We start from the raw sequence: 23,146 nt of genomic DNA on the forward strand, positions 1-23,146 counted from the left end.
CGTTTGGGGTGGGGCACCAGCACTATTAACAACCAGCCTATCCACAGAAGCGGGCATATAGGGCGGAAGGTGGGGCAACTAACCGAACGTTTCGCGGCCGGCGGCCACCCCGGCCAGCAGTTCCAGCACGTGGCGGTAGCCGGCGCCGGTGGCCCGGGCCATGCCCAGCTCACAGGTCCGGTTGCAGGAGGCGTGCGCCGTGGCGCCCATCGCGGCCACCTCTGCGGCCTGGGCGGCGGTGGCCGAGGCCGTCAGTTGCGGGTGCAGCATGCCGCGGTCCCCGGCAAAGCCGCAACAGCCCCAGCTCTCCGGCACCTTCACGGTGGCGGCCACCGCGCCGGCAACCTGTTCAAGTGCGGGGTTCAGGCCCAACCGGGTCGAGGAGCAGGTGGGGTGCAGCGCGAGCGAATCAATCCGCGTCCACGATTCCCCGAGCAGCGGCAGGATCCGTTCCGCCGTGAATTGCACGGCGTCCACCACGCGCAGGGCCCGCTGCCCCGGCGCCGACACTTCGGTTTCCACGGTGTGGATGAGTCCCTCGGTGCAGCTGGAGGCGTCGCAAATGATCTCCAGCTCGCCGTCCCGCGTGGCTTCCCGCAGCAGCTTCAGGGTCCGGGCATGCATCCCGGCGAGCCCGGCCGCCATCCCCTTGGACGACCACGGCGTGCCGCAGCACGCGCCGTCAATGCCCTCGGGCACCAACAGCTCCAGCCCGGCCCGGGCGCACAATTCCTCAAAGCCGGCCTGGACACCCGGGGAGGAATCGGCGGCCGGGCCAAACATGGCGTTCACGCAGGCGGGGAAATACACGGCCGCCGGTGCCCCGGCAGGCGCCGGCCGGCGTCGGGCCTTCCCTCCGGCGGGAAGCTCGGGGGAATACAGCGGCAGGGTGTCCGCGCCGAGGACCTTCCGGCCCAGCCGGTTCGCCGGAAGCACGACGCCGGAGGGCACCTTCGCGGCCACCGACAGTGCCAGCCCGGCCCCGCGGGTGACGGCGCCCCAGTGCCCGGCCGCCGCCTCCCAGACCCCGTTTTCCAGTTTCCCGGACGCGTCCCGGCGCAGGTGCTTGACGAGGTTGCCGGTGTTGATGTCCACCGGGCAGGCGGTCTGGCACATGCCGTCCACGGCGCAGGTGTCCACGGCGGCGTAGTTGTAGTCCGCCTCGAGCGCCGCGGCCAGGGCGGTGTCGCCGTCCGCGCGGGCCGCCTCGATGGCGCGCAGGGTCACAATCCGCTGGCGCGGGGTGAGCGTGAGGTCCTTGCTGGGGCAGACCGGTTCGCAGTAGCCGCAGGAGACGCAGCGGTCCACCTCGGGATCGACGGCGGGCGGGGCGGCCTTGATGTGGCGCAGATGCGCGGAGGGGTCGTCGTCGAGCAGGACGCCGGGGTTGAGCAGGCCGGCCGGGTCGAAGAGTTCCTTGATCCGGCGCATCACCGAGTACAGTTCATCGCCGTACTGGCGGCGGACAAACGGCGCCATGACCCGCCCGGTGCCGTGCTCGGCCTTCAACGAGCCGCCTTCGCCGAGCACCACGTCCACCATGTCCTCCGTGAACGCGGCGTACCGTGCCAGCTCGTCCGGGCTGGCAAACCGGTCGGTGAGCATGAAGTGGATGTTGCCGTCCTTGGCGTGGCCGAAGGTGACCGAATTTTCATAGCCGTACTTCCCAAACAGCGTCCCCAGAGCCAGGCAGGTCCGGGCCAGCGCGGGCACCGGCACCACCACGTCCTCGAGCAGTGCCGTGGTGCCCTGCGGCCGGGCCCCGGCCATGGAGGTGTACAGGCCCTTGCGCAGGTGCCACAGCCCGGCCCGGACCTGGGCGTCCGTGCTGAAACGGGCCGGGGCGGCCAGGCCCGGCGTGCCTGCGAGCGCTGCGGCCCCGGCCTCCAGCCCGGCAAGCTCCGCCGCATCCCCGGTCTGGTATTCCACGAGCAGGGCGGCCTGCCGGTCCACGTGCAGGTCCCGCACGACGCCGGGCACCCGGGCCAGCCCCTGCCCCACCCTGAGCGAGGCGGCGTCCATGAGTTCCACCGTGGCGGCGCCGCTGGCGACGAGTTCGGGCAGGGCCGTGTTGGCCGCCTCCAGGTCCGTGAACACGAGCAGCCCGGACGTTGCGTGGGCCAGGCGCGGCACGGTGCGGAACACGGCCTCGGCCACGAAGCCGAGCGTGCCCTCGCTGCCCACGATCAGGTGGGCCAGGATTTCCGCCGGTCCGGCAAAGTCCAGCAGCGCATTCAGCCCGTAGCCCATGGTGTTTTTCATGGCGAACTGGTGCCGGATGATGCGCGTGGATTCGGGGTTGTCCGTGACCCGCCGGCGAAGTTCCAGCAGGCCGTTGAACAGCTCCGGTTCCTGCGCACGGAGGCGGGCATCGGCATCGGGCGCCGCGGTGTCGACCACGGTGCCCCCGGGCAGCACCACGGTCAGGGATTCCAGGGTGCGGTAGGCGTTGTCGGTGGTGCCGCACGCCATGCCGGAGGAGTTGTTCGCCACCACGCCGCCGATGGTGCAGGCCACCTCGCTGGCGGGGTCGGGGCCGAACTTGCGGCCAAACCGCAGCAGGCGGGCGTTGAGGGCGCGCACCGTGGTGCCGGGCTGGACGCGCACGCGGGCGCCGCCGTCGAGCACCTCCATGCCGCGGAAGTTTTTGCGCACGTCCACCAGCAGCCCGTCCGTGACGCCCTGCCCGCTGAGGCTGGTGCCGCCGGAGCGCAGCGTCACCGGCAGCCCGGCCGCCGCGCCGGCCCGGAACAGCTGCCCGACTTCCCGGGCGTTGCGCGGCACGGCCACGGCCTGCGGCAGGAGGTAAAAGTGGGACGCGTCGTGGGCGTGGGCGTGCAGGTCCAGCGCCCGCGTGGTGGTCTGCCCCGGGTCCGCCATGGCGGCCCGAATGGTGGCGACCGATTCCTGTCCTGTCAGCGTCGACATGACCACATCCCTGTCCTCGTAAATTAATTGTCTGACAAGTATACTCAAACAGGAACGCTGGACAACCCGAGGAAAGGCAGCCCATGACCCGCCCCCTGGCCACCAAAACCGTGGTGGAAGCCGTGACCGACGACCTTCGCGGGCGCATCCTCAGCGGCAGCCTCACGTCCGAGACCGCCGTGACCGAGCTGGAAATCGCCACGTCCTACAGCGTGGCCCGTCCCACCGCCAAGGCCGCGATTGAAAAGCTGGTGGGCGAAAACCTGCTGGTCCGCGGCACGCACAAGAGCGCCCGGGTGGCCGAGCTGGGCCCGGAATCCGTCCGTGACATCTACCTGGCCCGCGCCTACCTGGAAAGCGAAATCCTGCGCCGGCTGGCCGCCACGCACACCGTGCCGGAGGAGGCCGTGCGGGCCAATGCGGACATCCTGGCCCTGGCCGGCGCAGGGGACCTCGCCCTGGTGGAGCCGGACATGCGCTTTCACACGGCACTGGTGGACGCGGTCGGCAATGAACGGATCGCCCGCATGTACCGCTCCCTGGTCAGTGAGGTGCGGTTGTGCATGACACGCGTGCAGGCACTCCACCTGCTGGACAGCGCCGCCATCCACGCCGAACACGAACTGATCCTGGTCCAGCTGGCGGCCGGGGATGCCGAGGGGGCCGCCGCCACGCTGGACGGCCACCTGGCCGCCGCCCGCGAGCGCCTCGCGGAGGCGTTGGGGACGTAACGAAACGGCCCATGCCTGCCCCCGGCGCCCGGCAGCGCCTATGCTGGCGCCATGACCTTCACCACGGCAGACCTTTTTGACGAACGCGGGGCCGAACTGGCTTCGGTCTCCCTGCAGTTCCGCAACTTCGGCACGCGCACCGCATTCAGCGGCCCGGCCCGCACCGTGCGCTGCTTCCAGGACAACGCGCTGGCCAAGGCCGTGCTGGCAACGGCGGGCAACGGTGCCGTCCTGGTGGTCGACGGCGGCGGCTCGCTGGAAACCGCACTCATGGGGGACATGATCGCCCAGTCCGCCGTGGACAACGGCTGGTCCGGGGTGATCATCAACGGGGCCATCCGTGACAGCTTGGTGGTGGACACCCTGCCATTGGGCGTCAAGGCCCTTGGCACCAATCCGGCGAAGAGCGGCAAGGAAGGCACCGGGGAGGCCGACGTCCCGGTCCAGCTCGGAGCCACCACCGTATGGCCGGGCGCCATGGTCTACGCCGACGCGGACGGCATCCTCGTCGAACGCGGCAACCCGGTGGCGTAGGCCGGGGCGCTAGGGCAGGCGCTGCGCCTTCGCCAGGTTCGCGGTGAGCTCCGCCGCGTTCTGGCGCACCCCGTAGGCCGGGCGGTCGCGTTCCACCCGCCAGCTTTCGGACAGCGGCCCGATGTTCACGGTGTCGAAGCCGAACTCGTCATACAGCCGGGTCACCACCTCCGCGGCGTCAGCATGGTCGCTGGCCGTGGCCAGGGCGCGGCGGTTGGCGGTGCCGGCCGGGGTGCCCGTGCCGGTGATGTCTGCCGCCGGAAGGTGGTTGAAGCCCTTCGCCACCTTCGAGCCGGGCAGGTGCTCCTGCAGCAGCCCCGAGGTGGTGGCCTCGCCGTTATCCAGGGCGGGGATGTGGCCGTCGCGCTCCCAGTAGTAGTTGTTGGTGTCAATGACCACCTTGCCGGCCAGCGGTCCGGGCGGAACGTCCCGGTAGTTCTTGAAGGGGATGGTGACAACGGCGACGTCCGCCGCCTCGGCCGCCTCCTGCACCGTGGCGGCCCGGGCGCGCGGCCCCAGCTCCGCCACGAGTCCGGCGAGCGTTTCGGGCCCGCGCGAGTTGCTGATGACCACCTCATGGCCCAGCTGCACGGCCTTGCGTGCAATCTGGCTGCCGATGTGTCCTGCCCCGATGATTCCCAGTGTTGTCATATCCACACAACGGCCCGGCGTTCCGGGAAAATTCCCGTGTTGCGCCACGTTGCGCCGGGCAACGGGTCAGCGGAAGTTCGGCTCCCCCAGGAAGGGCGCCAGCTGCGCCTTCTTCTCCGCCGAAATGCGCAGGACGGTGCCTGTGCCCCCATGGAAGAACGCGATGGAGGTCTCCGCGATGGCGCACTTGAGGCCCGTGACCGGGTCGAAAATGGCGTAGGCCACCGTGATGCTGGCCCCCTTGACGGAGCTGACCCACACCTCGATCCGGGCGGGGACGTTGCGGTAGTTCAACGGCACCAGGTACTTCACCCGGTGCTCCACCACCAGCGCCTGGGTGCCGTCCGGCAGCTCGGAAAAGATGGGCAGCTCCACCTCGAGGCCCGGCAGCCCGGTCCCCGCCGGCGGGCCAAAGGCGTGGATGCGGGCTTCCTCCAGTATCCGCAGCACCTCCACGTTGTTGATGTGCCCATACGCGTCCATGTCTCCCCAGCGCATGGGGACGTTGACGGTCAGCCGCATGCCGCCGTCGTGCCTTGAATCTGTTGCCATGGGCCTACCGTATCGCGCCGGCGCATTTTTGCCGGGCACGGGCCCGCCAACGGGACTTTGCCGTCCCGGGGCCCTACTGTGGAGGGTGCAGATTTTCCTCCACGCGTTGAGGGAGCCACCCCCGCCGAGAGGAAAAGCCATGATGGGACCCCACCACGCCGCCTGCGGGGCGGCCGCCTGGCTGGCCCTGACCACCCGCTTCCATGTCGACACGGGCGCTGCCGCGGCGGTGCTGCCGTTCCTGCCGCAGGGGTTCGACGCCGGACTGGGGCTGTTGCACGTCGGTGCGGCCGGGGTGCTGGCCGGCACCATCGTCACGGCGGGCGCGGCGCTGCTGCCCGACGCTGACCACCGCAACGCGACCATCGCCCACTCCCTGCCGCCGGTTTCCAACCTCCTGTGCATCGAGGTGGGGCGGCTGTCCGGGGGGCACCGGCACGGGACCCATTCGCTGCTGGGCATGGCTGTTTTTGTGTTCATCTCCATGCTGGCGGGCATGTGGACGGCGCAGGTGGAGCCGTTTGGCCTGGTCTTTCCCGGTGCCGGGGTCCTGACGGTGCTGCTGGCGTCGTTCGCGGCCAAGGCGCTGAAGTTCATCCCCGACTCGATGCGCCGGTTCCCGTGGGTCGTGGGCCTGGCCGTGGGCGTCTTCATCACGTTTTTTGCACCTCAGGACCAGTTTTGGTTCCCGCTGGCCGTGGGCCTGGGCGTGGCCGTCCACCTCGCCGGGGACATGCTGACGACCGGCGGCTGCAACCTGCTCTGGCCGCTGCGGATCCGCCCGCCGAAGCTGGCGCGGAAGCTGCCGCTGGTCCGGGGGGTGTGGAAGCGCAACGGAAATGTGGCCGTTCCCGTGCTCGGCAATGCCGGCTCCTGGCGCGAATGGGTGTTGCTGGTGCCCCTGAGCGGGTACGTCGTACTGGCGATTATTGGCACGTCGGCGCGCTGGCTGGGTTGACCAACGCACCAGCAAATTGTAAGGAAACGCACAGATCCGTTGGCTAGCATGACTGCATGCCCGCAGTCCGTCCGCCCCGCCGCCGCGTCGAATTTTTCGTGGTGCCGTTCGTGGCTGCCGTGTGCATGGCGTTCATCATTGGCGCCATCGTGATGGACAAGGACTCCGGCGGATGCGCCCCCGCCTCCTGGCACAACCGCGTGATGCTGACCCTGGCGGGAAACCAGGCCACGGCGGCGCAGGTGGATTCCGTCACGGCCTGCGTCGGGGCCGAGTGTGTCCCGCTCACGCCCACCTTCGCCCGGAAGTCCTCATCCGGGTCCGTCCTGCTGGCCCGGCAGCCCGACGGGTCGTGGCAGCTCAAGGTCGGCACGCAACCGGCGTCGTCCGTGACCTTCCGTGCCTTTGACGCCTCCGGAAAGGTGCTGGGCCAGCAGTCCAACACCTTGAACTGGACCCGGGTGGGCGGCAACGAAAAGTGCGGCGGACCGATGGCCGACCTGCACGTGGACCTCCAGCTGCCCTGAGCCGCTACGGTTCCGCGGGGTGTTACCTGGTGAGGAAATACACGAGCACGCCCGCCGCCCAGGTCCCGGCCGCCAGCGACGCGAAGCCGAATTCGGCCAGCATGCCCAAACCCGTGGCCTTCAGCGCCGCCACGGAGGATGAAACGGCCGGCTTCACGGACTTCTGGCGCACCAGTTCGGCCAGAAACAGGCCCAGGACAAAACCAAGCAGCAGGCCCACGAACGGGACCACAAGGAACCCCACCACGCCCAGGACCAGCCCGGCAACGACGGAGCGGCCAGGGATCTGCCGGGCCTTCATGGCCCGGCCCGTCAGCACGGCACCGGACAGCATCCCGGCCGCCACGAACGCCGCACCCACGCCAAACACCACCCAGCCCGCCGGCTGCCCCACGGCGAAGGCCCAGGCCAGCAGGCTGGCGGCGACGAGCAGGCTGCCGGGCAACACCGGAATGATCACCCCGGCGGCCCCCACCAGGATCGCGAGGCCGCAAATGACTGTCCAGATGAGCTGTGCGTCCATCCGCCCATCCTGCCAGACCCCGCCCCCGTTAGACTTTCAAGCGTGACTGCAACCAAGGACAGCGGCCCGGAAACCGGCCGGGCACGGCAGCGAACCCCGGGCATTGCCCCCGGGGTTGAGGGGCTGCGCCGTGTTGTGGGGCTGCGCCGTGTTGTGGGGCTGCGCCGTGTTGTGGGGCTGCGCCGTGTTGTGGGGCTGCGCCGTGCAGCCGGCAGCCCGGCGGCCTTGGCCGCGCTGCTCGGCGCCGGCGCCTTTGCGGTCTACATGGTGTATTCGTCGCTGCAGTGGACCAGCTTCGCCATCCGGTCCTGGGACCTGGGCATCTTCACCCAGCTGGCCCAGGATTACGCGCATTTCCAGGCGCCCATTGTGAGCATCAAGGGCCAGGGCTTCAACCTCCTTGGCGACCATTTCCACCCCATCCTGGTGTTGCTGGGCCCCGTTTACCGGCTTTTTCCCAGCGCCTTTACCCTGCTGGTGGTGCAGAACCTGCTGTTCGCCGTCTCGGTTGCCGTGGTGGCCCGGCTGGCGCTCAAACGCCTGGGCCGGGTTCCGGGTTCCTGCCTGGGCTTCGCCTATGCCCTGAGCTGGGGGCTGCAGTCGGCCGTGGATGCGCAGTTCCACGAGATAGCGTTCGCCGTGCCGCTGCTGGCGCTCTCGCTCTGTGCGCTGCTCGAGGAAAAATGGCGGCAGGCCTGGATCTGGGCCGCACTGCTGGTCTTCGTCAAGGAAGACATGGGCCTGACAGTGCTGGTGCTGGGCCTGGTCATGGCCCACCGCGGGCGCAGGCCGGCCGGACTGTGGCTGGCAGCCTGGGGTGTGGCCTGGTTTGTGCTGTCCACCCGGCTCATCCTGCCGGCCTTCAACCACGGCTCCGCCTGGGCCTACCAGGGCCAACTGGACATCGACGGCTTCCTGCGGGACCCGGCGTCGTTGTTCCAAAAGGACAAGGTGGCCACGGTCCTGCTGCTGGCTGCCGTCACGGCCGGCCTGGCCCTGTTTTCGCCGCTGGTGCTGCTGGTGCTGCCCACGCTGGCTTGGCGCTTCCTCGGTGAGCTGCCCTTTTACTGGGGGCAGGAATGGCAGTACAGCGCCGTGCTGATGCCGATGGTCTTTTGCGCCGCCATCGATGCCCTGTCCCGGCGCAGGGTGCTCCATTCGGCGAGGTTGCGGCTGCTGTCCGGAGTGGCCATGGCGCTGCTTGCCGTGGCGCTGGGCGGGCATTTCGCGTTCGGCAGGTTCGCCAACCCTGCCCAGGGCTTTCCCACGGCGGGCAACGCCGCGGCCCGCAGTGCCTTGGCCGCCGTCCCCGCAGGCGTCACGGTGGAGACGGACATCAGCCTCATGAGCTACCTCGTGGACCGGGACCAGGTGTACTGGATCGGCAACAGGAACCCGGCTCCGGACTATGTGCTGCTGGACGTCTCCGGCCACCCGGGCGACGCCGACGACTCCACCGCCCTGCAGGCAGAGTCTCGCTTCCCCGGCAGCCGCTACGTCACCGTCCATGCCGACGGCCACTTCCAGGTGGCCAGGCGGGTGGCCGGGTAGCGGCACCGGACCGGCCGGACAATATACTTTGAAAGGCCCTGCCGCCCCGGCGTGCGGGCCCTTGGTGAAAACTTCCAGCCCACATAAGGATACGGACGGCACATGCTTGAAGCGGGGGCAATATTTCTGGCGGGCTTTTGGGCCGGCATGATCAATGTTGTCGTGGGGTCCGGCACGCTGGTGACGTTCCCCGTCCTGCTGCTGTTCGGCTACCCGCCGCTGACGGCGAACATCTCCAACAACATCGGCCTCGTGGCCGGGGGCCTGTCCGGCACCTGGGGGTACCGCAAGGAACTGGGGCCCAACAAGGACATGATCAAGCGGCTGCTGCCGGCGTCGGCCATCGGCGGGCTGGTGGGGGCGCTGCTGCTGCTGGTGCTGCCGGCGTCGGCCTTTGGCACCATCGTCCCCGTGCTGATCGTCATCGGCCTGCTCATGGTGGCCTTCGGCCCGTCGCTGCAGCGGCTGCTGGCCAAGCGGCGCTACACCGGCCCCGGAGGGGGCCCCTCACGCAGCAGTGCCGGGCTGGTCGCCGCCATCTTTGTGCTGGGCATGTACGGCGGCTACTTCGGCGCCGCGCAGGGCATCCTGATTGTCGGGCTGATGAGCATCATGACCACCGTGGCCCTGCAGCAGATCAACGCGGTGAAGAACGTGTTGACCACCTCCGTCAACGGCATTGCCGCCATCACGTTCATGGTGGTGGCCTGGCACTACATCGACTGGAAGGTCACCGCGCTCATTGCGGTGGGTTCGCTGCTGGGCGGGATGGTGGGTGCCCGGTTTGGCCGGAAGCTGCCGCCCATGGCGTTGCGGGCCACGATCATCGTGGTGGGCACGGCCGCGCTGCTGAAGATGGTCTTCTTCTCCTGAGCCGTGCCGGCCGGCTCAGTCCACGCCCTTGATCTTCACCACAAACACCGCACCGAGCAGGCCGATCACCGCCGCCACAACGTACAGCGTCACGTAGCCGCCGAAGACGGTCACCAGCGGCAGCGCGATGACCGGGACAATGACCTGCGGCAGCGAGTTCGCCACGTTGATCACGCCCAGGTCCTTGCCCCGGCTGGCCGCCGACGGCAGCACCTGGGTGAGCAGGGCAAAGTCCACGGCCAGGTAGGCCCCGTAGCCGATGCCCAGCACGGCGGCGCCCGCCAAGGCACCCGTCCAGGTGGGCTCGAACGCCAGGATCAGGGCCGCCAGGGCAATAATGGCGGAGGAGGCGATGACGAACGGCTTCCTCCGGCCCACCCGGTCCGTCCACCGCCCGCCGATGACGGCGGTGACAAGCGTCAGCACCGCGTAAATGCCCGTCAGCACCAGCACGCCGAATTCCGGGTTGGCAAAGCCCACGGCGTCGCGGAGGAAGAACAGCAGGTACAGGGTCACCAGGTGGTTGCCGACATTGACCAGGAAGCGGGTAAGCCAGGCCCAGCCAAAGTCCGGGTGGCGCCGGGGCGAGATCCAAAACCCCGTGAAGAACCTGGCCCAGGAAAACGGCGGGCGGTCGGCGGCGGAGAGCACGTGGTCGTTGGAAAGGAAGAGGTACGGCACCATGCCCGCCGTGAGCGCAATGGCGCACAGGAGGTAGCCCAGCACGAAGTTTCCGGCGACGACGGCGCCCACGGCCGCGCCCAGCAGGATCCCCACCACCGTGCCCATGGAGGCCAGCCCGCCGATGGTGCCGCGCTGGCGCACGGGCACCTGGTCCGGCACCGCGGCCGTGACGGCGGCCAGCGCGCCGTTGCAGCCCAGCTGCACCAGGCACCACAGCAGCGTCATGGCCGCAACGCCGGGGGCGACGGCCAGGCCCAGCAGCCCGATGGTGCCCAGCAGGGCGCCGATGAACACCCAGGGGACGCGCCGGCCAAAGCGGGAGAGGGACCTGTCGCTGAAGGTGCCGAACAGGGGGTTGGCCACGAGGGACACCGCGGCCCCGGCCCCGGTCACCAGGGCCAGGATGGCTTCCTTGTCGCCCTCATTGAAGTGGATCGCCTGCTGTCCCAGCAGCACCTGGATGGGGCCAAAGAAGGCGGTGTTGATGCCGACGTTGACCAGCACCACGGACAGGGTCCAGCGGTTCCTGACGTTGTTTGTGGGTTCGGACAGGGCCGCCCCGCTATGCGCGCCGTGCTTGCTTTCCGTCACCGTGCCCCCATTTTTGGCTGCCCTCCCGGCGGGAGAGGCTCCCTGGCCCCAGCTTACTTTGCGGCGGGCCCGGAGAGCTGCCCGCGCACCTGTTCAATGACGCGCAGCACCGCCACGGAGCCGGCCGGGTCCACCGGCACCGGCCCGCCGCGCAGCAGGGCCTGCGCCAGCCCCTCGTAAAAGGCCGTGAAGTTTCCGCGTTCGGTGGGCACGGGCACCAGGGCGCCGTCCCGCCCCAGCACGCCCCAGTTTTCCTTCGGATCCACGCCATAGCCAGGGTCGCCCGGCCGGATCCCGGCGGCAAGCTGTACCTCCTGCTGGTCCATCGCCTGCTTGGTGAAGGCCGCCTCGGACCCCAGGACGCGCATCCGGGGCCCGCGCTGGGCCACGTTGAGGTTCATCCACAGATGGGACACCACGCCGCCGGCATGTTCCAGCGCGACGAAGGCGTCGTCGTCGGCCCTCTCCACGGGCCGGCGGGCGGCAGCCTCCCCGTAGACGCGCACGGGCGGGCCGAACAGCTGCAGCGCCTGGTCGATCAGGTGGCTCCCGAGGTCGTTGAGGATGCCGCCGCCGTCCGCTGCGGCCGCCTTCGCCTTCCACTCCTTCGTCACGGCCGGCTGCCACCGCTCCAGGCGTGATTCAAATCGCCGCACCTCGCCCAGGGCCCCCTCGGCGAGGAGCCTGCGCAGCGTCAGGTACTCCCCGTCCCACCGGCGGTTTTGGTACGTGGTGAGCACCAGTCCCCTGCGTTGGGCGAGCGCGATGAGTTCCTCCCCTTCCCCGCTCGTGAGGGTGAAGGGCTTGTCAACCACGACGGCGCACCCGGCTTCCAGCGCCTCCCGCGCGAGTGGCGCGTGGCTGGCGGGCGGGGTGGCCACCACCACCAGGTCCACGCCGCTGCCGGCCGGGGACCATTCCCGCCGGTCCACCACCCTGGCCTGCGGGTGGGCGGCCCGCGCCGCGGCCTGCCGTGCGGGGTCGCCGGTGACGACCACCTCGAGGGCGAAGTCGTCCAGGGCGTCCAGGAAGGGGCCATGAAAAGTGCTGCCGGCCAGCCCGAAGCCGAGCAGGGCTGTGCGTATCTTTGCCGTCATGGCCATATTTTACCCGGCACGGAAACACCCCCAAGACGTTGTAATGTATACAACGGACCGGGTAATCCAGGTCACTTTCCATCAGCATTGAGGGGTATTCCTTTGCAGCGCGCAAGCACCACGGCCACCACCGGCACCGCCGGCGGGGGCAATGACAATCCACAACTCACCCGCGCCCTGTCGAACCGGCACATCCAGCTCCTGGCCATCGGCGGCGCCATCGGCACGGGCCTGTTCATGGGTTCGGGGAAGACCATTTCGGTGGCCGGCCCGTCCGTCATCTTTGTATACATGATCATCGGCTTCATGCTGTTCTTTGTCATGCGCGCCATGGGCCAGCTGCTGCTGTCCAACCTCAACTACAAGACGTTCAGCGACTTTGCCGGCGACCTGCTGGGCCCCTGGGCCGGCTTCTTCACCGGCTGGACGTACTGGTTTTGCTGGGTGGTCACGGGCGTTGCGGACGTCATCGCGATTGCCGGCTATGCCCGCGAGCTGATCCCGGGCGTCCCGCTCTGGCTGCCCGGGGTGGCCACGGTGCTGATCCTGCTGCTGCTCAACCTGCCCACCGTGGCGGCGTTTGGCGAGACGGAATTCTGGTTTGCGCTGATCAAGATCGTTGCCATCGTGGCGCTGATCGTGGTGGGCCTGGTCATGATCTTTACCGGCTTCACGTCCAGCGCCGGCACCGCCTCCTTCACGAACCTGTGGAGCCACGGCGGCTTCTTCCCGCACGAGTTCATGGGCTTCGTGGCCGGTTTCCAGATCGCCGTGTTCGCCTTCGTGGGCATTGAGCTGGTGGGCACCGCCGCGGCCGAGACCAAGAACCCCGAGAAGAACCTGCCGCGCGCCATCAACGCCATCCCCATCCGCGTCATGCTCTTTTACGTCGGCGCGCTGATCGTGCTCATGTCCGTGACCCCGTGGACGGGCTTCAGGGCCGGGCACTCCCCCTTCATCGGCATGTTCGCCCTGGCCGGCCTGGGCATTGCCGCCACCGTGGTGAACCTGGTGGTGCTCACCAGCGCCATGTCCAGCGCCAACTCCGGCATCTACTCCACCTCCCGCATGGTCTACGGCCTGGCGAACGACGGCGACGCCCCCAAGGTGTTCGGGCGCCTGTCCCGGCGCAAGGTGCCCCGCAACGCCCTGTTCCTCTCCTGCATCCTGCTGCTGGCCGGCGTCGTGCTGCTCTACGCGGGCGACAACGTCGGCAAGGCGTTCGACATGGTCACCACCGTCTCGGCCGTCTGCTTCATGTTCGTGTGGTCGATCATCCTGGCCAGCTACCTGGCATTCCGGAAGCGCCGCCCGCGGCTGGCGGCAGCCTCGACGTTCAAGACGCCGGGCGGCAAGCCCATGGTGTACGTGGTGTTCGCATTCTTCGTCTTTATCCTGTGGGCCCTGACCACCCAGCCGGACACCCTCGTTGCCTTGGCCGTCACGCCCGTCTGGTTTGCCGTGATCGGCGCCGTGTATGCCGTGATGCGCCGGGATCCGAACCACCAGGCGCGCATTGCCCTGTGGCAGCAGGAGGCGGCCGGGGAGAAGGCGGCACTGGGCAGCGCCGAATCACGCTGATAACGTGGCTGGCATGAGTGGGGATGCGCCGAAGGTGACCGGGGTGGGCCGCAACGAGCAGGCGGCCCTGGCCAGGGCCCTGGCGGGCGGCACCGACATCACAGTCTTTGTCGACGGCACCGCGCACCGGCTGGCACCGGCCGCGCGGGAGGCCGTCGTCGACCTCCTGGCCCGGCTCTCCCGGGGCGAGGCGGTGACCGTTTCCAGCGTGGCGGAGCTGCTGACCACCTCGCAGGCGGCGGGGCTGGCCGGGATCTCCCACACCTTCCTGCGCAACCTGACCGACCGCGGGGAGATCCCGGTCCAGTACCGCGGCTCGCACCGGCGCATCCGCCGCGACGACGTCCTGGCCTGGCTGGCGGCGCAGCAGGACGGCTGATGCGGGCAGCGTCCGGCCGATGTCACAAACGTTGACCGCTGCCGCCCGCCATTCTAGAATCTTTTCATCTGACAAAATTCATATTCCATAATATGAAAATACAATGATGTGGCGTCAGATCAACCAACCTGGGAGCACCATGCCTGCACAACTTGCCGCCGGAAAACCGGCACCGAACTTTTCCCTGCCCAACGCCGACGGCGAACAGGTCTCGCTGGCCGACTACGCCGGACGCACGGTGGTGGTCTACTTTTACCCCAAGGCCGCGACGCCGGGCTGCACCACCGAGGCCTGCGACTTCCGCGACAGCCTGTCCGCACTGAACAATGCCGGCGTTGACGTGGTGGGCATCTCCACCGATCCGCAGCAGGACCTGGCCAGGTTCACCACGGACTTCGGGCTGAACTTCCCCCTGCTTTCGGACCTCAACCACGAGGTGGCGGAGTCCTGGGGCGCCTGGGGTGAGAAGAAGGTCAACGGCACCACGCTGATCGGCACGCTGCGCTCCACGGTGGTGGTGAACCCCGACGGCACCGTCCGGTCCGCCGGGTACAACGTCGCCGCGGACGGCCACGTTGCGCGCCTGCGCCGCGAACTGGGACTCTAGCCGGACCACCCCCCTGCGTGCTGCAGGGCCCCAAGGGGCGCGCCACTTCTGCCGTGGCGCGCCCCTTGGGCGTTAACTTGGCGCAGCTTCAAGGCGGCGCGCCGCAATGTCCGCCCGGGGGATTGACAACCCCCGTGTGATGCTGTTCACTATTGCATATGCTGAAATAACAGTTCCACGATACGAGAATTAATTTTCAATTCGTATAGCCTACGCCGTGGATGCCAGCATTTGAGTTACAAGGACAGCAAACATGTTGCTGCAACAATTCAACGAAGCGGACAGGGCGCAGCTGGACGCAACGCTTCGTCCGTGCGTGGACAACCAGCGGTGGATCGATGAGATCGCCGCGGCCCGCCCCTTCACCACCCTGAACGAGCTCTTCAGCCATGCGCTCAAGGCTGCCGCCCCGTTTTCCGGCACGGAAGTTGCCGCCGCCATGGCGCACCATCCGCGCATCGGAGAGCAGGCCGCCGGCAACAGCGCGGAGGCGAGGCTCTCGCGCAGGGAACAGTCCGGCGTCGACCCTGCCAACGCGGAACTTGCCCGGGCCCTGGCCGAAGGCAACCGCGCCTATGAGGAAAAGTTCGGCCAGGTGTTCCTGATCCGGGCCGCCGGCCGCACCCCGCAGGAAATCCTGGCCGCGCTGGAGCGGCGCCTGGCCAACACCGCCGAAGAAGAAGCCCCCATCGTGGCGCAGCAGCTGCGCGAAATCGCCGTGCTGCGCCTCAAAGGAGTGATGAGCCAATGAGCTCCCTGATAACCACCCACATTCTGGATACCGCAGCGGGGCAGCCCGCGGCAGGTGTCGCCGTCGAGCTTTACGCCCGCGACGGCGGGGCATGGCACCAGATTGCGACGGGCACCACTGATGCTGACGGGCGGGTGAAAGATCTTGGCCCCGCGACGCTGCCGGGCGGCGACTACCGCCTCCGCTTCGACACGGGCGCCTACTTCGCCGGCATCACCACGGACACCTTCTTCCCGGAGGTGGCCCTGACATTCACGGTTGCGGAAGGCCAGGCGCACTACCACGTGCCCCTGCTGCTGAGCCCGTTCGCCTATTCAACGTACAGAGGAAACTGATCATGACCACGAACAGCAACATCATCCTGGGAGCCAACCAGTACGGCAAGGCCGAGGTCCGCCTTGTCAAGATCACCCGCGACACCGACCGCCACAGCATTGAGGACCTCAACGTCACCTCCCAGCTGCGCGGGGACTTCACGGCCGCCCACCTCGAGGGCGACAACGGGCACGTGGTGGCCACAGACACCCAGAAGAACACCATCTTCTCCCTGGCCCGCGACGGCGTGGGCTCCCCCGAGGCGTTCCTGCAGCGCCTCGCCGAGCACTTCACCAGCTCCTTCGACTGGGTCACCGGCGGGCGCTGGGCCGCTGAGTCCTATGCCTGGGACCGCATCCAGGCCAACGGCACCGGCCACAACCACTCCTTCGTGCGCAACGGCCAGGAGGTGCGCACCGCCGTCGTGGTCAAGGACGGGGACACGGTCCACGTGCTGGGCGGGCTGAAGGACCTGACAGTGCTCAAGTCCACTGAGTCAGGCTTTGTCGGCTACCCGAAGGACAAGTACACGACGCTGGCCGAGACCACGGACCGGGTCATGTCCACCGACGTCGCGGCCCGCTGGCGCTACAACCCAGCCGCCGTCGCCACCCTGGACTTCAACAAGACCTACGACGACGTCAAGGCGCTCCTGCTCGAAGGCTTCACCGAGGGCTATTCCCACGCCCTGCAGCAGACCTTGTTTGAGATGGGCAAAAAGGTCATGGACGCGCACGAGGAAATCGACGAGATCAAGTTCTCCATGCCGAACAAGCACCACTTTGTGGTGGACCTGTCCCCGTTCGGCCAGGACAACCCCGGCGAGGTGCTCTTCGCCGCGGACCGCCCCTACGGGCTGATCGAGGCCACCGTGGTCCGTGAAAACGGCACCGACGCCGGCAACGCCTGGGAGGGCATGGCCGGCTTCTGCTAGCCGGCACCAAAAAGGGCGGGCGGGGGAGGCAACCCCCGTCCGCCCGCGGCGGCAACTCCCAAAGCGGGTTGCACGCATACCAAGGGTAAGCAGACAAGGAGGTCCGCTATGACCAAGATCCACGCTTCAACCACCAAGGCTGTCCGTCCCGAGGACGAAAAACTCGGCATCGGCGTCAGCTTCGCGTACGGCTTCCAGCATGTCCTGACCATGTATGGCGGCATCATCGCCGTCCCGCTGATCATTGGCCAGGCGTCCGGCCTGGGCTCGGCGGACGTCGGCCTGCTGATCGCCGCCTGCCTGTTCATGGGCGGCCTGGCCACCCTGCTCCAGACCCTTGGCGTGCCATTCTTCGGTTCGCAGCTTCCGCTGGTCCAGGGCACGTCCTTTGCCGGCGTGGCAACGATGCTGGCCATCCTCAACGGCGGCGGCGGCATTCAGTCGATCTTCGGCTCCGTCATGGTCGCCTCGCTGATCGGGTTGGTGATCACCCCCGTGTTCCAGCGCATCATCAAGTTCTTCCCGCCGGTGGTCACCGGCACCGTCATCACCACCATCGGCCTGACGCTGATGCCGACGGCTGCCGGCTGGGCCATGGGCGGCAACAGCAAGGCGCCGGACTTCGGCAGCCCGGCCAACATCGGCCTGGCCGGACTGACCCTGGCCATCGTGCTGCTGCTGAGCAAGATCGGCAGCGGCACCATCTCCCGGCTGTCCATCCTGCTGGCCATGGTCATCGGCACCCTCGTGGCCGTGTTCATGGGCAAGGCCGACTTCTCCAAGGTGGGGACCGGGCCGGTCTTCGCCTTCCCGTCGCCGTTCCACTTCGGGATGCCGACCTTCCAGGCCGCGGGCATCATTTCGATGGTCATTGTCATCCTGGTGACGCTGGTGGAGACCTCGGCGGACATCCTGGCCGTCTCCGAGATCATCGGCACCAAGGTGGACTCGCGCCGGCTCGGCAACGGGCTGCGGGCGGACATGGTCTCCAGCGCGGTGGCCCCGGTCTTTGGCTCCTTCCCCCAGACGGCGTTCGCCCAGAACGTGGGTCTGGTGGCCATCACGGGCATCAAGAGCCGCTTTGCGGTCACGGCCAGCGGCGTGATCCTGCTGGTGCTCGGCCTGCTGCCCATCGTGGGCCGCGTGGTCGCCGCCGTCCCGACGGCGGTCCTCGGCGGCGCGGGCATCGTCCTGTTCGGCACGGTGGCGGCCAGCGGCATCCGCACCCTGTCCACCGTCAGCTACAAGAACAACATGAACCTGGTCATCGTGGCCACGTCGGTGGGTTTCGGTGTCATCCCCATCGTCCAGCCCACCTTCTACAGCCATTTCCCGGCCTGGTTCGGCACCATCTTCGACTCCGGCATCAGCTCTGCCGCCGTCATGGCCATTGTGCTGAACGTGCTGTTCAACCACCTCAAGCGCGGCAACCCGGAGAACCCCTCTGTGTTTGCCGCCGGCACCGAGCGGCGGATTTCCCCGGAGGTGCTGGGCAGCCTGCAGCATGGGGACCGCTGCGAGGAAGGGAAGCTGATCGACGCCGACGGCAAGGAGGTCCCGGTGCTGGAACCTGACCCGCAGCACTGATATCCATCCCCGTTCCCAACCACGTACGACGCCGGCACCCGCCTCCCCAGGGCGGGTGCCGGCGTCGTTCGTGGTGGGCCGGGGGTTTTGCCGCGTTCAGCCGCGGCCGATGAACGGCATGCCCGCGGCCGTGATGACGAGCGAGCCGATGTTGGCCGAGGCGGGGAGCTGGGCCATCAGCAGCACGGTGCGGGCGGCGTCGGCCACGGGGAAGGTGGGTTCCACGAGCCGGCTCCCGTCCGCCTGGAGCGCTCCGGTGGCGACGTCCAGGGTGGCCATGATGTCCGTGGCCGTGTTGCCGATGTCGATCTGGCCGCAGCTGATGCCGAAGGCCCGCCCGTCGAGCTCGATCGACTTGGTCAGGCCCGTCATGGCGTGCTTCGTGACGGTGTAGGCGACGGATTTGGGCCGCGGCGAGTGGGCCGAGATGGAGCCGTTGTTGATGATCCGCCCGCCGCCGGGCTGCTGTGCCTTCATGACGCGGACGGCGGCGGCCGCGCACAGCATGGAGCCGGTGAGGTTCACGGCCAGCACGGCGTCCCAGTCCGCCGGGGAGATCTCGTCCACCGCGGCCGCCGGGCCAAAGGTGCCGGCGTTGTTGAACAGCACATCCACCCGGCCAAACCGGTCCACGGCGGCACGGAAGAGGTTTTCGACGTCGTCCGGCCGGGTCACGTCGGTGGGCACGGCCAGCGCCTGGGGGTGGCCCTCGGCGGTTTCCCCCAGCTCCGCCGCACGGCGGCCGGCCAGGACCACCCCGAAGCCGTGGCGCAGGAATTCCCGGGCCACGGCCCGGCCGATTCCCGAGCCGGCGCCTGTGACCACGGCAATCTTCGCCGGTGCGCCGCTGCCTGCGGGGGTGTCGGTCTCCGCCATGGGCTTCTCCTGTCTATCGTTGCCGCATAAAAAAGTAGTTGGCGCGGGAACGCAGGCCCGCCTGTCCATTCTCGCCCATGGATTCTGCGCCTGCGGTCCGCGGGAAGAATCCGGGGTTTTGGGCGTTATGCACATTGTCTTACATTCAAACGCATGAAAAGGGGAAGCGTCATGAAGGCATGGCAGTTTACGGGCACCGACAAGGCTCTCGGGTTCAACGGGGTCGCCGAGCCGAAGGCCGGTCCCGGCCAGGTTGTGGTCGAGGTCAAGGCTGCCGGGGTCTGCCACTCCGATGTGACAGCCCTGGATGATCCAGGCTGGATGCCTCTTTTTCCCGTGCTGCCGCGCACCATGGGCCACGAAAATGCCGGCGTGATCGTCGAGGTTGGCGAGGGCATGGACCAGTGGCAGGTCGGCGACCGCGTCGGCCTGGCCCCTGTCATGGCTGACGGCGACGCCCTCGGCTACGGCAAATGGGACGGCGGATTCGGGCCAAAACTGCTCGCGACGTCGGACAACCTGGTCAAGCTGCCCGACGAGGTTTCATTTGAACTTGGTGCGATGGCGACTGACGCCGGCCTCACCGCGTATCACGCCATCATGACTGTCGGCGGCGCCAAGCCGGGCATGAAGGTTGGCGTGATTGGCCTCGGCGGCCTGGGCTACATTGGCGCCCGCGTCGCCGCGCTCTCCGGCGCCAAAGTGTATGGGGCGGAGATCAATCCGGAAACACGGAAACTGGCCGATGAGATTGGGCTGGCGGGCGTCGCCGAGTCGATCGACGCGTTCAAGGACAAGAAGCTCGACCTCATTGTCGACTACGCGGGTTTTGGGACCACCACGGCCGCCGCAATCGAGACACTCGCTGAGTTTGGGACGTTGGTCCAGGTCGGCATGGGCCGCCTGGAAGCGACCATCAACACCTACCCGATCATCATCAACCAACTCAGCATCAAGGGTTCCAAGTCCGGCACCAAGGAAGACCTCGAGGCACTGTACGGGCTGATGAAGTCCGGCGAATTGAACCCGCCGATGAACCTCATCACCCAAGCCGAGATCCCTGGCGCGATTGACAAGCTGCGTGCCGGCGGAGTGGTCGGCCGCTACATCGCGACTATAAGTAGGCTGGACTAGGCAGGTCCCGTGATCGGCCAGCCGGTCACCTTCTTGGGCCGCGGCGGCGCGTACGTGCGCACCTTGGAGGTGGACAGGCCGAGGCGCACCAGCGATTCGGCAATCGTGACGGCGGCAGCCACGCCGTCCACCACGGGCACGCCCGTGCGTTCCCTGACCAACTCGTTCAGCCCGGCCATGCCGCCACAGCCCAGGACGATGACTTCCGCCCTGTCCCGCGTCACGGCGAGCTCGGATTCGCGGACAATGGACTCCACGGCCCGCTCCGGATCCTCCTCGAGTTCCAGGACGGCCAGGCCGCTGGCCCGCACCGACGCGCAACGGGCGTCCAGGCCCGCCAGCTTCAGCCGGTCCTCAATCAGGGGGACGGCACGGTCCAGCGTGGTCACCACCGAATACTTGTAGCCCAGGAACATGGCCGTGCTGGCCGCCGCCTCGGTGATGTCGACGACCGGCACCTCGAGGAGTTCCTGCAGGCCCTCCCGGCCGTGCTCGCCGTAGCCGGCCTGGATGACGGCGTCGAACGGTTCGGGGTAGTTGGTGATCGCGTCCATGACGGCAACGGCCGCCAGGTAGCTTTCAAAGTTTCCCTCGCAGGACTCGGCGCCGAAGCGGGGCGTGATGCCGATGATCTCGGTGCCTGGGGCCGCCACACTGCGCGCCTGCGCCGCGATGGAGTCCGTCATGGACGTTGTGGTGTTGACATTGGCCACGAGGATGCGCATGGCAGTCCCTTTCTTGCTTGTTTGGCTGTTTGGGTGCCGGGTCAGTGGGTGCTCGCGACGGCGATGGGTTCGCCGGACGCTTCGGTGAAGCTTTGGTTCCGGTCCGAGATCCAGTAATACGTTACGGCCGCGATGCCCGCACCGAAGAACCAGGAGAAGGAGGACAGCTCGTGGAACGTGGGAATGAAGGCGATGAGCAGGGCCACGACGCCGGCGGGCACCAGTGCGGCGATCGCCTTGGGGTTGACGCCGCGGCGGTAGTGGTAGCTGGCGTTTTCGTCGGTCGTATACAGGTGCGGCACGTTGACCTTGCCGCGGCGCAGCAGCCAGTAGTCGGCCATGATGACACCGAACAGCGGGCCCAGCAGGCCGCCCAGCCCGCCCAGGAAATACACGATCACGACGGGGTTGTTGTACAGGTTCCAGGGCAGGATGACCAGCCCGATCGTGGCACTGATGATGGCCGCCTTGCGGAAGTTCAGGTGCCGCGGGAAGAGGTTGGTGAGCGCGTACACGGGTGCCACGACGTTGGCCATGAGGTTCACCGCCACGGTAAGGATCAGCAGCGCCAGGCAGGCAACCACCAGCAGGAAGGTGTTCGGAATGAGGTGGACCACATCGGCCGGGCTTTGGATGATGGTACCGTTGATCTTGAACTGGGCCCCTGCCATGACCACCACGATCGCCCCGAACAGGAGCATGTTGATCGGGATGCCCCAAAAGTTGCCGCGAACGATGGACTTCTCGCTCTTGGCCGAGCGGGTGAAGTCGCAGAAGTTCAGCACGAAGGTTCCGTAGATGGCCACCCACAGGGCGCCGCCGCCAAAGATGGTGCGCCACATTTCGCCACCGGTCAAGGCATGGTTGGTGGTCCAGGCGATCGAGCCGCCGGCACGGATGAACATCCAGATGGCGATCGTGGCCATCGTGACCAGGATGATGGGGCCCGCAAAGGCCTCGTACTTGCGGATCATGTCCATGCCGTAGCTGACAATGACCACCTGGACAATCCAGAGCGCAATGAACGTCAGCCAGCCAAGCGCGGACAGGCCCAGGATCAGGCTCTTGTCCAGCCCGTGCAGTGGGGGAAAGACCGCCACCAGCATGACGCGGAAGACCACCGAGGCCAGGAACGTCTGTACGCCGAACCAGACAATGGCCACGCCGCCGCGCAGCAGCGAGGACACCTGGGCGCCCTTGATGCCGAAGCTGATGCGGCTCATGACGGGGAACGGGACACCTGTCCGCACGCCCATGAACCCGGAGAAGTTAAGCAGCCCAAACAGCAGCGCGGCGCCGATGCCCAGGGCCAGCAGGATTTGCCAGCCGCCCAGACCCAGCGCAAACAGGCCGATGGCGAAGGCATAGTTGCCGAGGCTGTGGACGTCGTTGGCCCAGAGCGTGAAGATGCTGTAGGACGACCAGCGGCGCCCCTTTTTCCGGGTGGGCGCAAGGTCCTGGTTGAAGAGTGTGGCGCTGAGCGTGTATCCCTCCGGGGTTGCGTAGGGCACATGCTCCGTTGCATGCGCCGCTGCCGGCAGGCGGTCAGTCATGGCCGGCACCATTGCCGGTTCAAGATCATTGGGTATCCGAGCGTTCATGCCTTGGCTCCGCTGTTCGTTTTTTCCACGCCTCGATTTCTCGTATCGTGAAAACCAATTTTTGAATAGTGAGAAGACTTTATGATGTGGTTCACACCGTGTCAAGTGGCGCACATCACGCCCCACACTCCATGGGGACCGGCGTTCGAGCTTGATTCACGGACGGGGGCCCGATATTCTCAAGATACAAGATTCAATTCTCACCTTACGAAAACGATTCGCAAGGTGGTCCCCTCCCCCCGGAACCACGGCCGCACAGCGCACGACGCCCGGACGCCTTCAAACAGACAGGTTGACATGTTTCTTCGAGACGATAACTCCCATATTTTGAGCGGGTTGACTGGTGCGTTGCCTGATCGTGATCCGGAGGAGACTGCTGAGTGGTTGGAGTCGTTGGATGCGTTGATTGGTGAGCGTGGCACGGAGCGGGCGCAGTTCATTATGCGTAGTTTGCTG

23 protein-coding genes are annotated in these 23,146 nt (G+C 67.6%); 14 read left to right on the plus strand and 9 right to left on the minus strand.

Features of this window, described 5'->3' with window-relative positions:
• Positions 1–78: 78 nt before the first annotated feature.
• Entirely contained in the window at positions 79–2,928 is a 2,850-nt protein-coding gene (locus G6035_RS12905; protein ID WP_176617503.1) for an FAD-binding and (Fe-S)-binding domain-containing protein, read from the minus strand.
• A gap of 83 nt (positions 2,929–3,011) precedes the next feature.
• Between G6035_RS12905 and G6035_RS12910 the strand changes: the two genes are divergently transcribed.
• Entirely contained in the window at positions 3,012–3,659 is a 648-nt protein-coding gene (locus G6035_RS12910) for a GntR family transcriptional regulator (protein ID WP_176617504.1), read from the plus strand.
• Between the two features lie 51 nt (positions 3,660–3,710).
• Positions 3,711–4,193: a ribonuclease E activity regulator RraA gene (gene rraA / locus G6035_RS12915; RefSeq protein WP_176617505.1), complete on the plus strand. Its 483-nt coding sequence runs from the start codon at positions 3,711–3,713 to the stop codon at positions 4,191–4,193.
• Between the two features lie 9 nt (positions 4,194–4,202).
• Here rraA and G6035_RS12920 read toward each other — a convergent pair whose 3' ends face one another.
• Positions 4,203–4,844: an NAD(P)-binding domain-containing protein gene (locus G6035_RS12920; RefSeq protein ID WP_176617506.1), complete on the minus strand. Its 642-nt coding sequence runs from the start codon at positions 4,842–4,844 to the stop codon at positions 4,203–4,205.
• 66 nt (positions 4,845–4,910) lie between these two features.
• The gene (locus G6035_RS12925) at positions 4,911–5,396 is read right to left on the minus strand and encodes a thioesterase family protein (protein ID WP_176617507.1); all 486 of its coding nucleotides are present in this window, start codon (positions 5,394–5,396) and stop codon (positions 4,911–4,913) included.
• A 139-nt stretch (positions 5,397–5,535) separates the two neighbouring features.
• On the opposite strand from G6035_RS12925, the gene G6035_RS12930 reads away from it, so the two are divergent.
• Together G6035_RS12930 and G6035_RS12935 are read left to right on the plus strand one after the other, a co-directional pair.
• Positions 5,536–6,354 carry a metal-dependent hydrolase gene (locus G6035_RS12930; protein ID WP_176617508.1) on the plus strand — a complete coding sequence of 273 codons (819 nt, stop codon included), beginning with the start codon at positions 5,536–5,538 and terminating at the stop codon, positions 6,352–6,354.
• Between the two features lie 56 nt (positions 6,355–6,410).
• Positions 6,411–6,881 (plus strand): hypothetical protein, encoded by a 471-nt coding sequence (locus G6035_RS12935; protein WP_176617509.1) that lies wholly within the window; start codon positions 6,411–6,413, stop codon positions 6,879–6,881.
• Positions 6,882–6,903: 22 nt separating this feature from the next.
• Here the strand turns inward: G6035_RS12935 and G6035_RS12940 are convergent, their stop codons facing one another.
• On the minus strand, positions 6,904–7,404 hold the full coding sequence (locus G6035_RS12940) for a DUF456 domain-containing protein (protein ID WP_176617510.1): 501 nt from the start codon (positions 7,402–7,404) through the stop codon (positions 6,904–6,906).
• A 42-nt stretch (positions 7,405–7,446) separates the two neighbouring features.
• Between G6035_RS12940 and G6035_RS12945 the strand changes: the two genes are divergently transcribed.
• Together G6035_RS12945 and G6035_RS12950 are read left to right on the plus strand one after the other, a co-directional pair.
• Positions 7,447–8,955, plus strand: coding sequence for a DUF2079 domain-containing protein (locus G6035_RS12945; RefSeq protein ID WP_176617511.1), 1,509 nt, complete (start codon positions 7,447–7,449; stop codon positions 8,953–8,955).
• A 102-nt stretch (positions 8,956–9,057) separates the two neighbouring features.
• Positions 9,058–9,828, plus strand: coding sequence for a sulfite exporter TauE/SafE family protein (locus G6035_RS12950; RefSeq protein ID WP_176617512.1), 771 nt, complete (start codon positions 9,058–9,060; stop codon positions 9,826–9,828).
• A 15-nt stretch (positions 9,829–9,843) separates the two neighbouring features.
• Here the strand turns inward: G6035_RS12950 and G6035_RS12955 are convergent, their stop codons facing one another.
• Together G6035_RS12955 and G6035_RS12960 are read right to left on the minus strand one after the other, a co-directional pair.
• Positions 9,844–11,103, minus strand: coding sequence for an MFS transporter (locus G6035_RS12955; protein WP_176617513.1), 1,260 nt, complete (start codon positions 11,101–11,103; stop codon positions 9,844–9,846).
• 53 nt (positions 11,104–11,156) lie between these two features.
• A complete protein-coding gene (locus G6035_RS12960) occupies positions 11,157–12,200 on the minus strand; it encodes a Gfo/Idh/MocA family oxidoreductase (protein ID WP_306295905.1) in 1,044 nt (347 codons plus the stop codon).
• A gap of 102 nt (positions 12,201–12,302) precedes the next feature.
• Here G6035_RS12960 and G6035_RS12965 point away from each other — a divergent pair, with 102 nt between their 5' ends.
• The 7 genes from G6035_RS12965 (at position 12,303) to G6035_RS12995 (ending at position 18,354) form a co-directional block, all read left to right on the plus strand.
• Positions 12,303–13,781, plus strand: a complete 1,479-nt coding sequence (locus tag G6035_RS12965; RefSeq protein WP_176617515.1) for an amino acid permease — start codon at positions 12,303–12,305, stop codon at positions 13,779–13,781.
• 13 nt (positions 13,782–13,794) lie between these two features.
• Entirely contained in the window at positions 13,795–14,160 is a 366-nt protein-coding gene (locus G6035_RS12970; protein ID WP_176617516.1) for a helix-turn-helix domain-containing protein, read from the plus strand.
• Between the two features lie 139 nt (positions 14,161–14,299).
• The gene (bcp, locus tag G6035_RS12975; RefSeq protein WP_176617517.1) at positions 14,300–14,767 is read left to right on the plus strand and encodes a thioredoxin-dependent thiol peroxidase; all 468 of its coding nucleotides are present in this window, start codon (positions 14,300–14,302) and stop codon (positions 14,765–14,767) included.
• A gap of 253 nt (positions 14,768–15,020) precedes the next feature.
• Positions 15,021–15,518 (plus strand): 2-oxo-4-hydroxy-4-carboxy-5-ureidoimidazoline decarboxylase, encoded by a 498-nt coding sequence (gene uraD / locus G6035_RS12980; protein WP_176617518.1) that lies wholly within the window; start codon positions 15,021–15,023, stop codon positions 15,516–15,518.
• Complete coding sequence (gene uraH / locus G6035_RS12985) at positions 15,515–15,853, plus strand: hydroxyisourate hydrolase (RefSeq protein ID WP_176617519.1); 339 nt, start codon at positions 15,515–15,517, stop codon at positions 15,851–15,853. The genes uraD and uraH overlap by 4 nt, the downstream gene beginning before the upstream one ends.
• A 2-nt stretch (positions 15,854–15,855) precedes the next feature.
• On the plus strand, positions 15,856–16,767 hold the full coding sequence (gene pucL, locus G6035_RS12990) for a factor-independent urate hydroxylase (protein WP_176617520.1): 912 nt from the start codon (positions 15,856–15,858) through the stop codon (positions 16,765–16,767).
• A gap of 108 nt (positions 16,768–16,875) precedes the next feature.
• Complete coding sequence (locus tag G6035_RS12995) at positions 16,876–18,354, plus strand: nucleobase:cation symporter-2 family protein (protein WP_176617521.1); 1,479 nt, start codon at positions 16,876–16,878, stop codon at positions 18,352–18,354.
• A 96-nt stretch (positions 18,355–18,450) separates the two neighbouring features.
• Here the strand turns inward: G6035_RS12995 and G6035_RS13000 are convergent, their stop codons facing one another.
• Entirely contained in the window at positions 18,451–19,230 is a 780-nt protein-coding gene (locus G6035_RS13000) for an SDR family oxidoreductase (RefSeq protein ID WP_176617522.1), read from the minus strand.
• Positions 19,231–19,383: 153 nt separating this feature from the next.
• On the opposite strand from G6035_RS13000, the gene G6035_RS13005 reads away from it, so the two are divergent.
• Positions 19,384–20,364: a zinc-binding dehydrogenase gene (locus G6035_RS13005; RefSeq protein WP_256127964.1), complete on the plus strand. Its 981-nt coding sequence runs from the start codon at positions 19,384–19,386 to the stop codon at positions 20,362–20,364.
• Here the strand turns inward: G6035_RS13005 and G6035_RS13010 are convergent.
• Both G6035_RS13010 and G6035_RS13015 read right to left on the minus strand, forming a co-directional pair.
• Positions 20,361–21,089 carry an aspartate/glutamate racemase family protein gene (locus G6035_RS13010; RefSeq protein ID WP_176617523.1) on the minus strand — a complete coding sequence of 243 codons (729 nt, stop codon included), beginning with the start codon at positions 21,087–21,089 and terminating at the stop codon, positions 20,361–20,363. The genes G6035_RS13005 and G6035_RS13010 overlap by 4 nt on opposite strands.
• Before the next feature lie 41 nt (positions 21,090–21,130).
• Positions 21,131–22,642, minus strand: coding sequence for an NCS1 family nucleobase:cation symporter-1 (locus G6035_RS13015; protein ID WP_256127965.1), 1,512 nt, complete (start codon positions 22,640–22,642; stop codon positions 21,131–21,133).
• Positions 22,643–23,146 lie beyond the last annotated feature (504 nt).

Origin of the sequence: Arthrobacter sp. SDTb3-6, from assembly GCF_013376095.1 — a bacterium.
Taxonomy (GTDB): Bacteria; Actinomycetota; Actinomycetes; order Actinomycetales; family Micrococcaceae; genus Specibacter.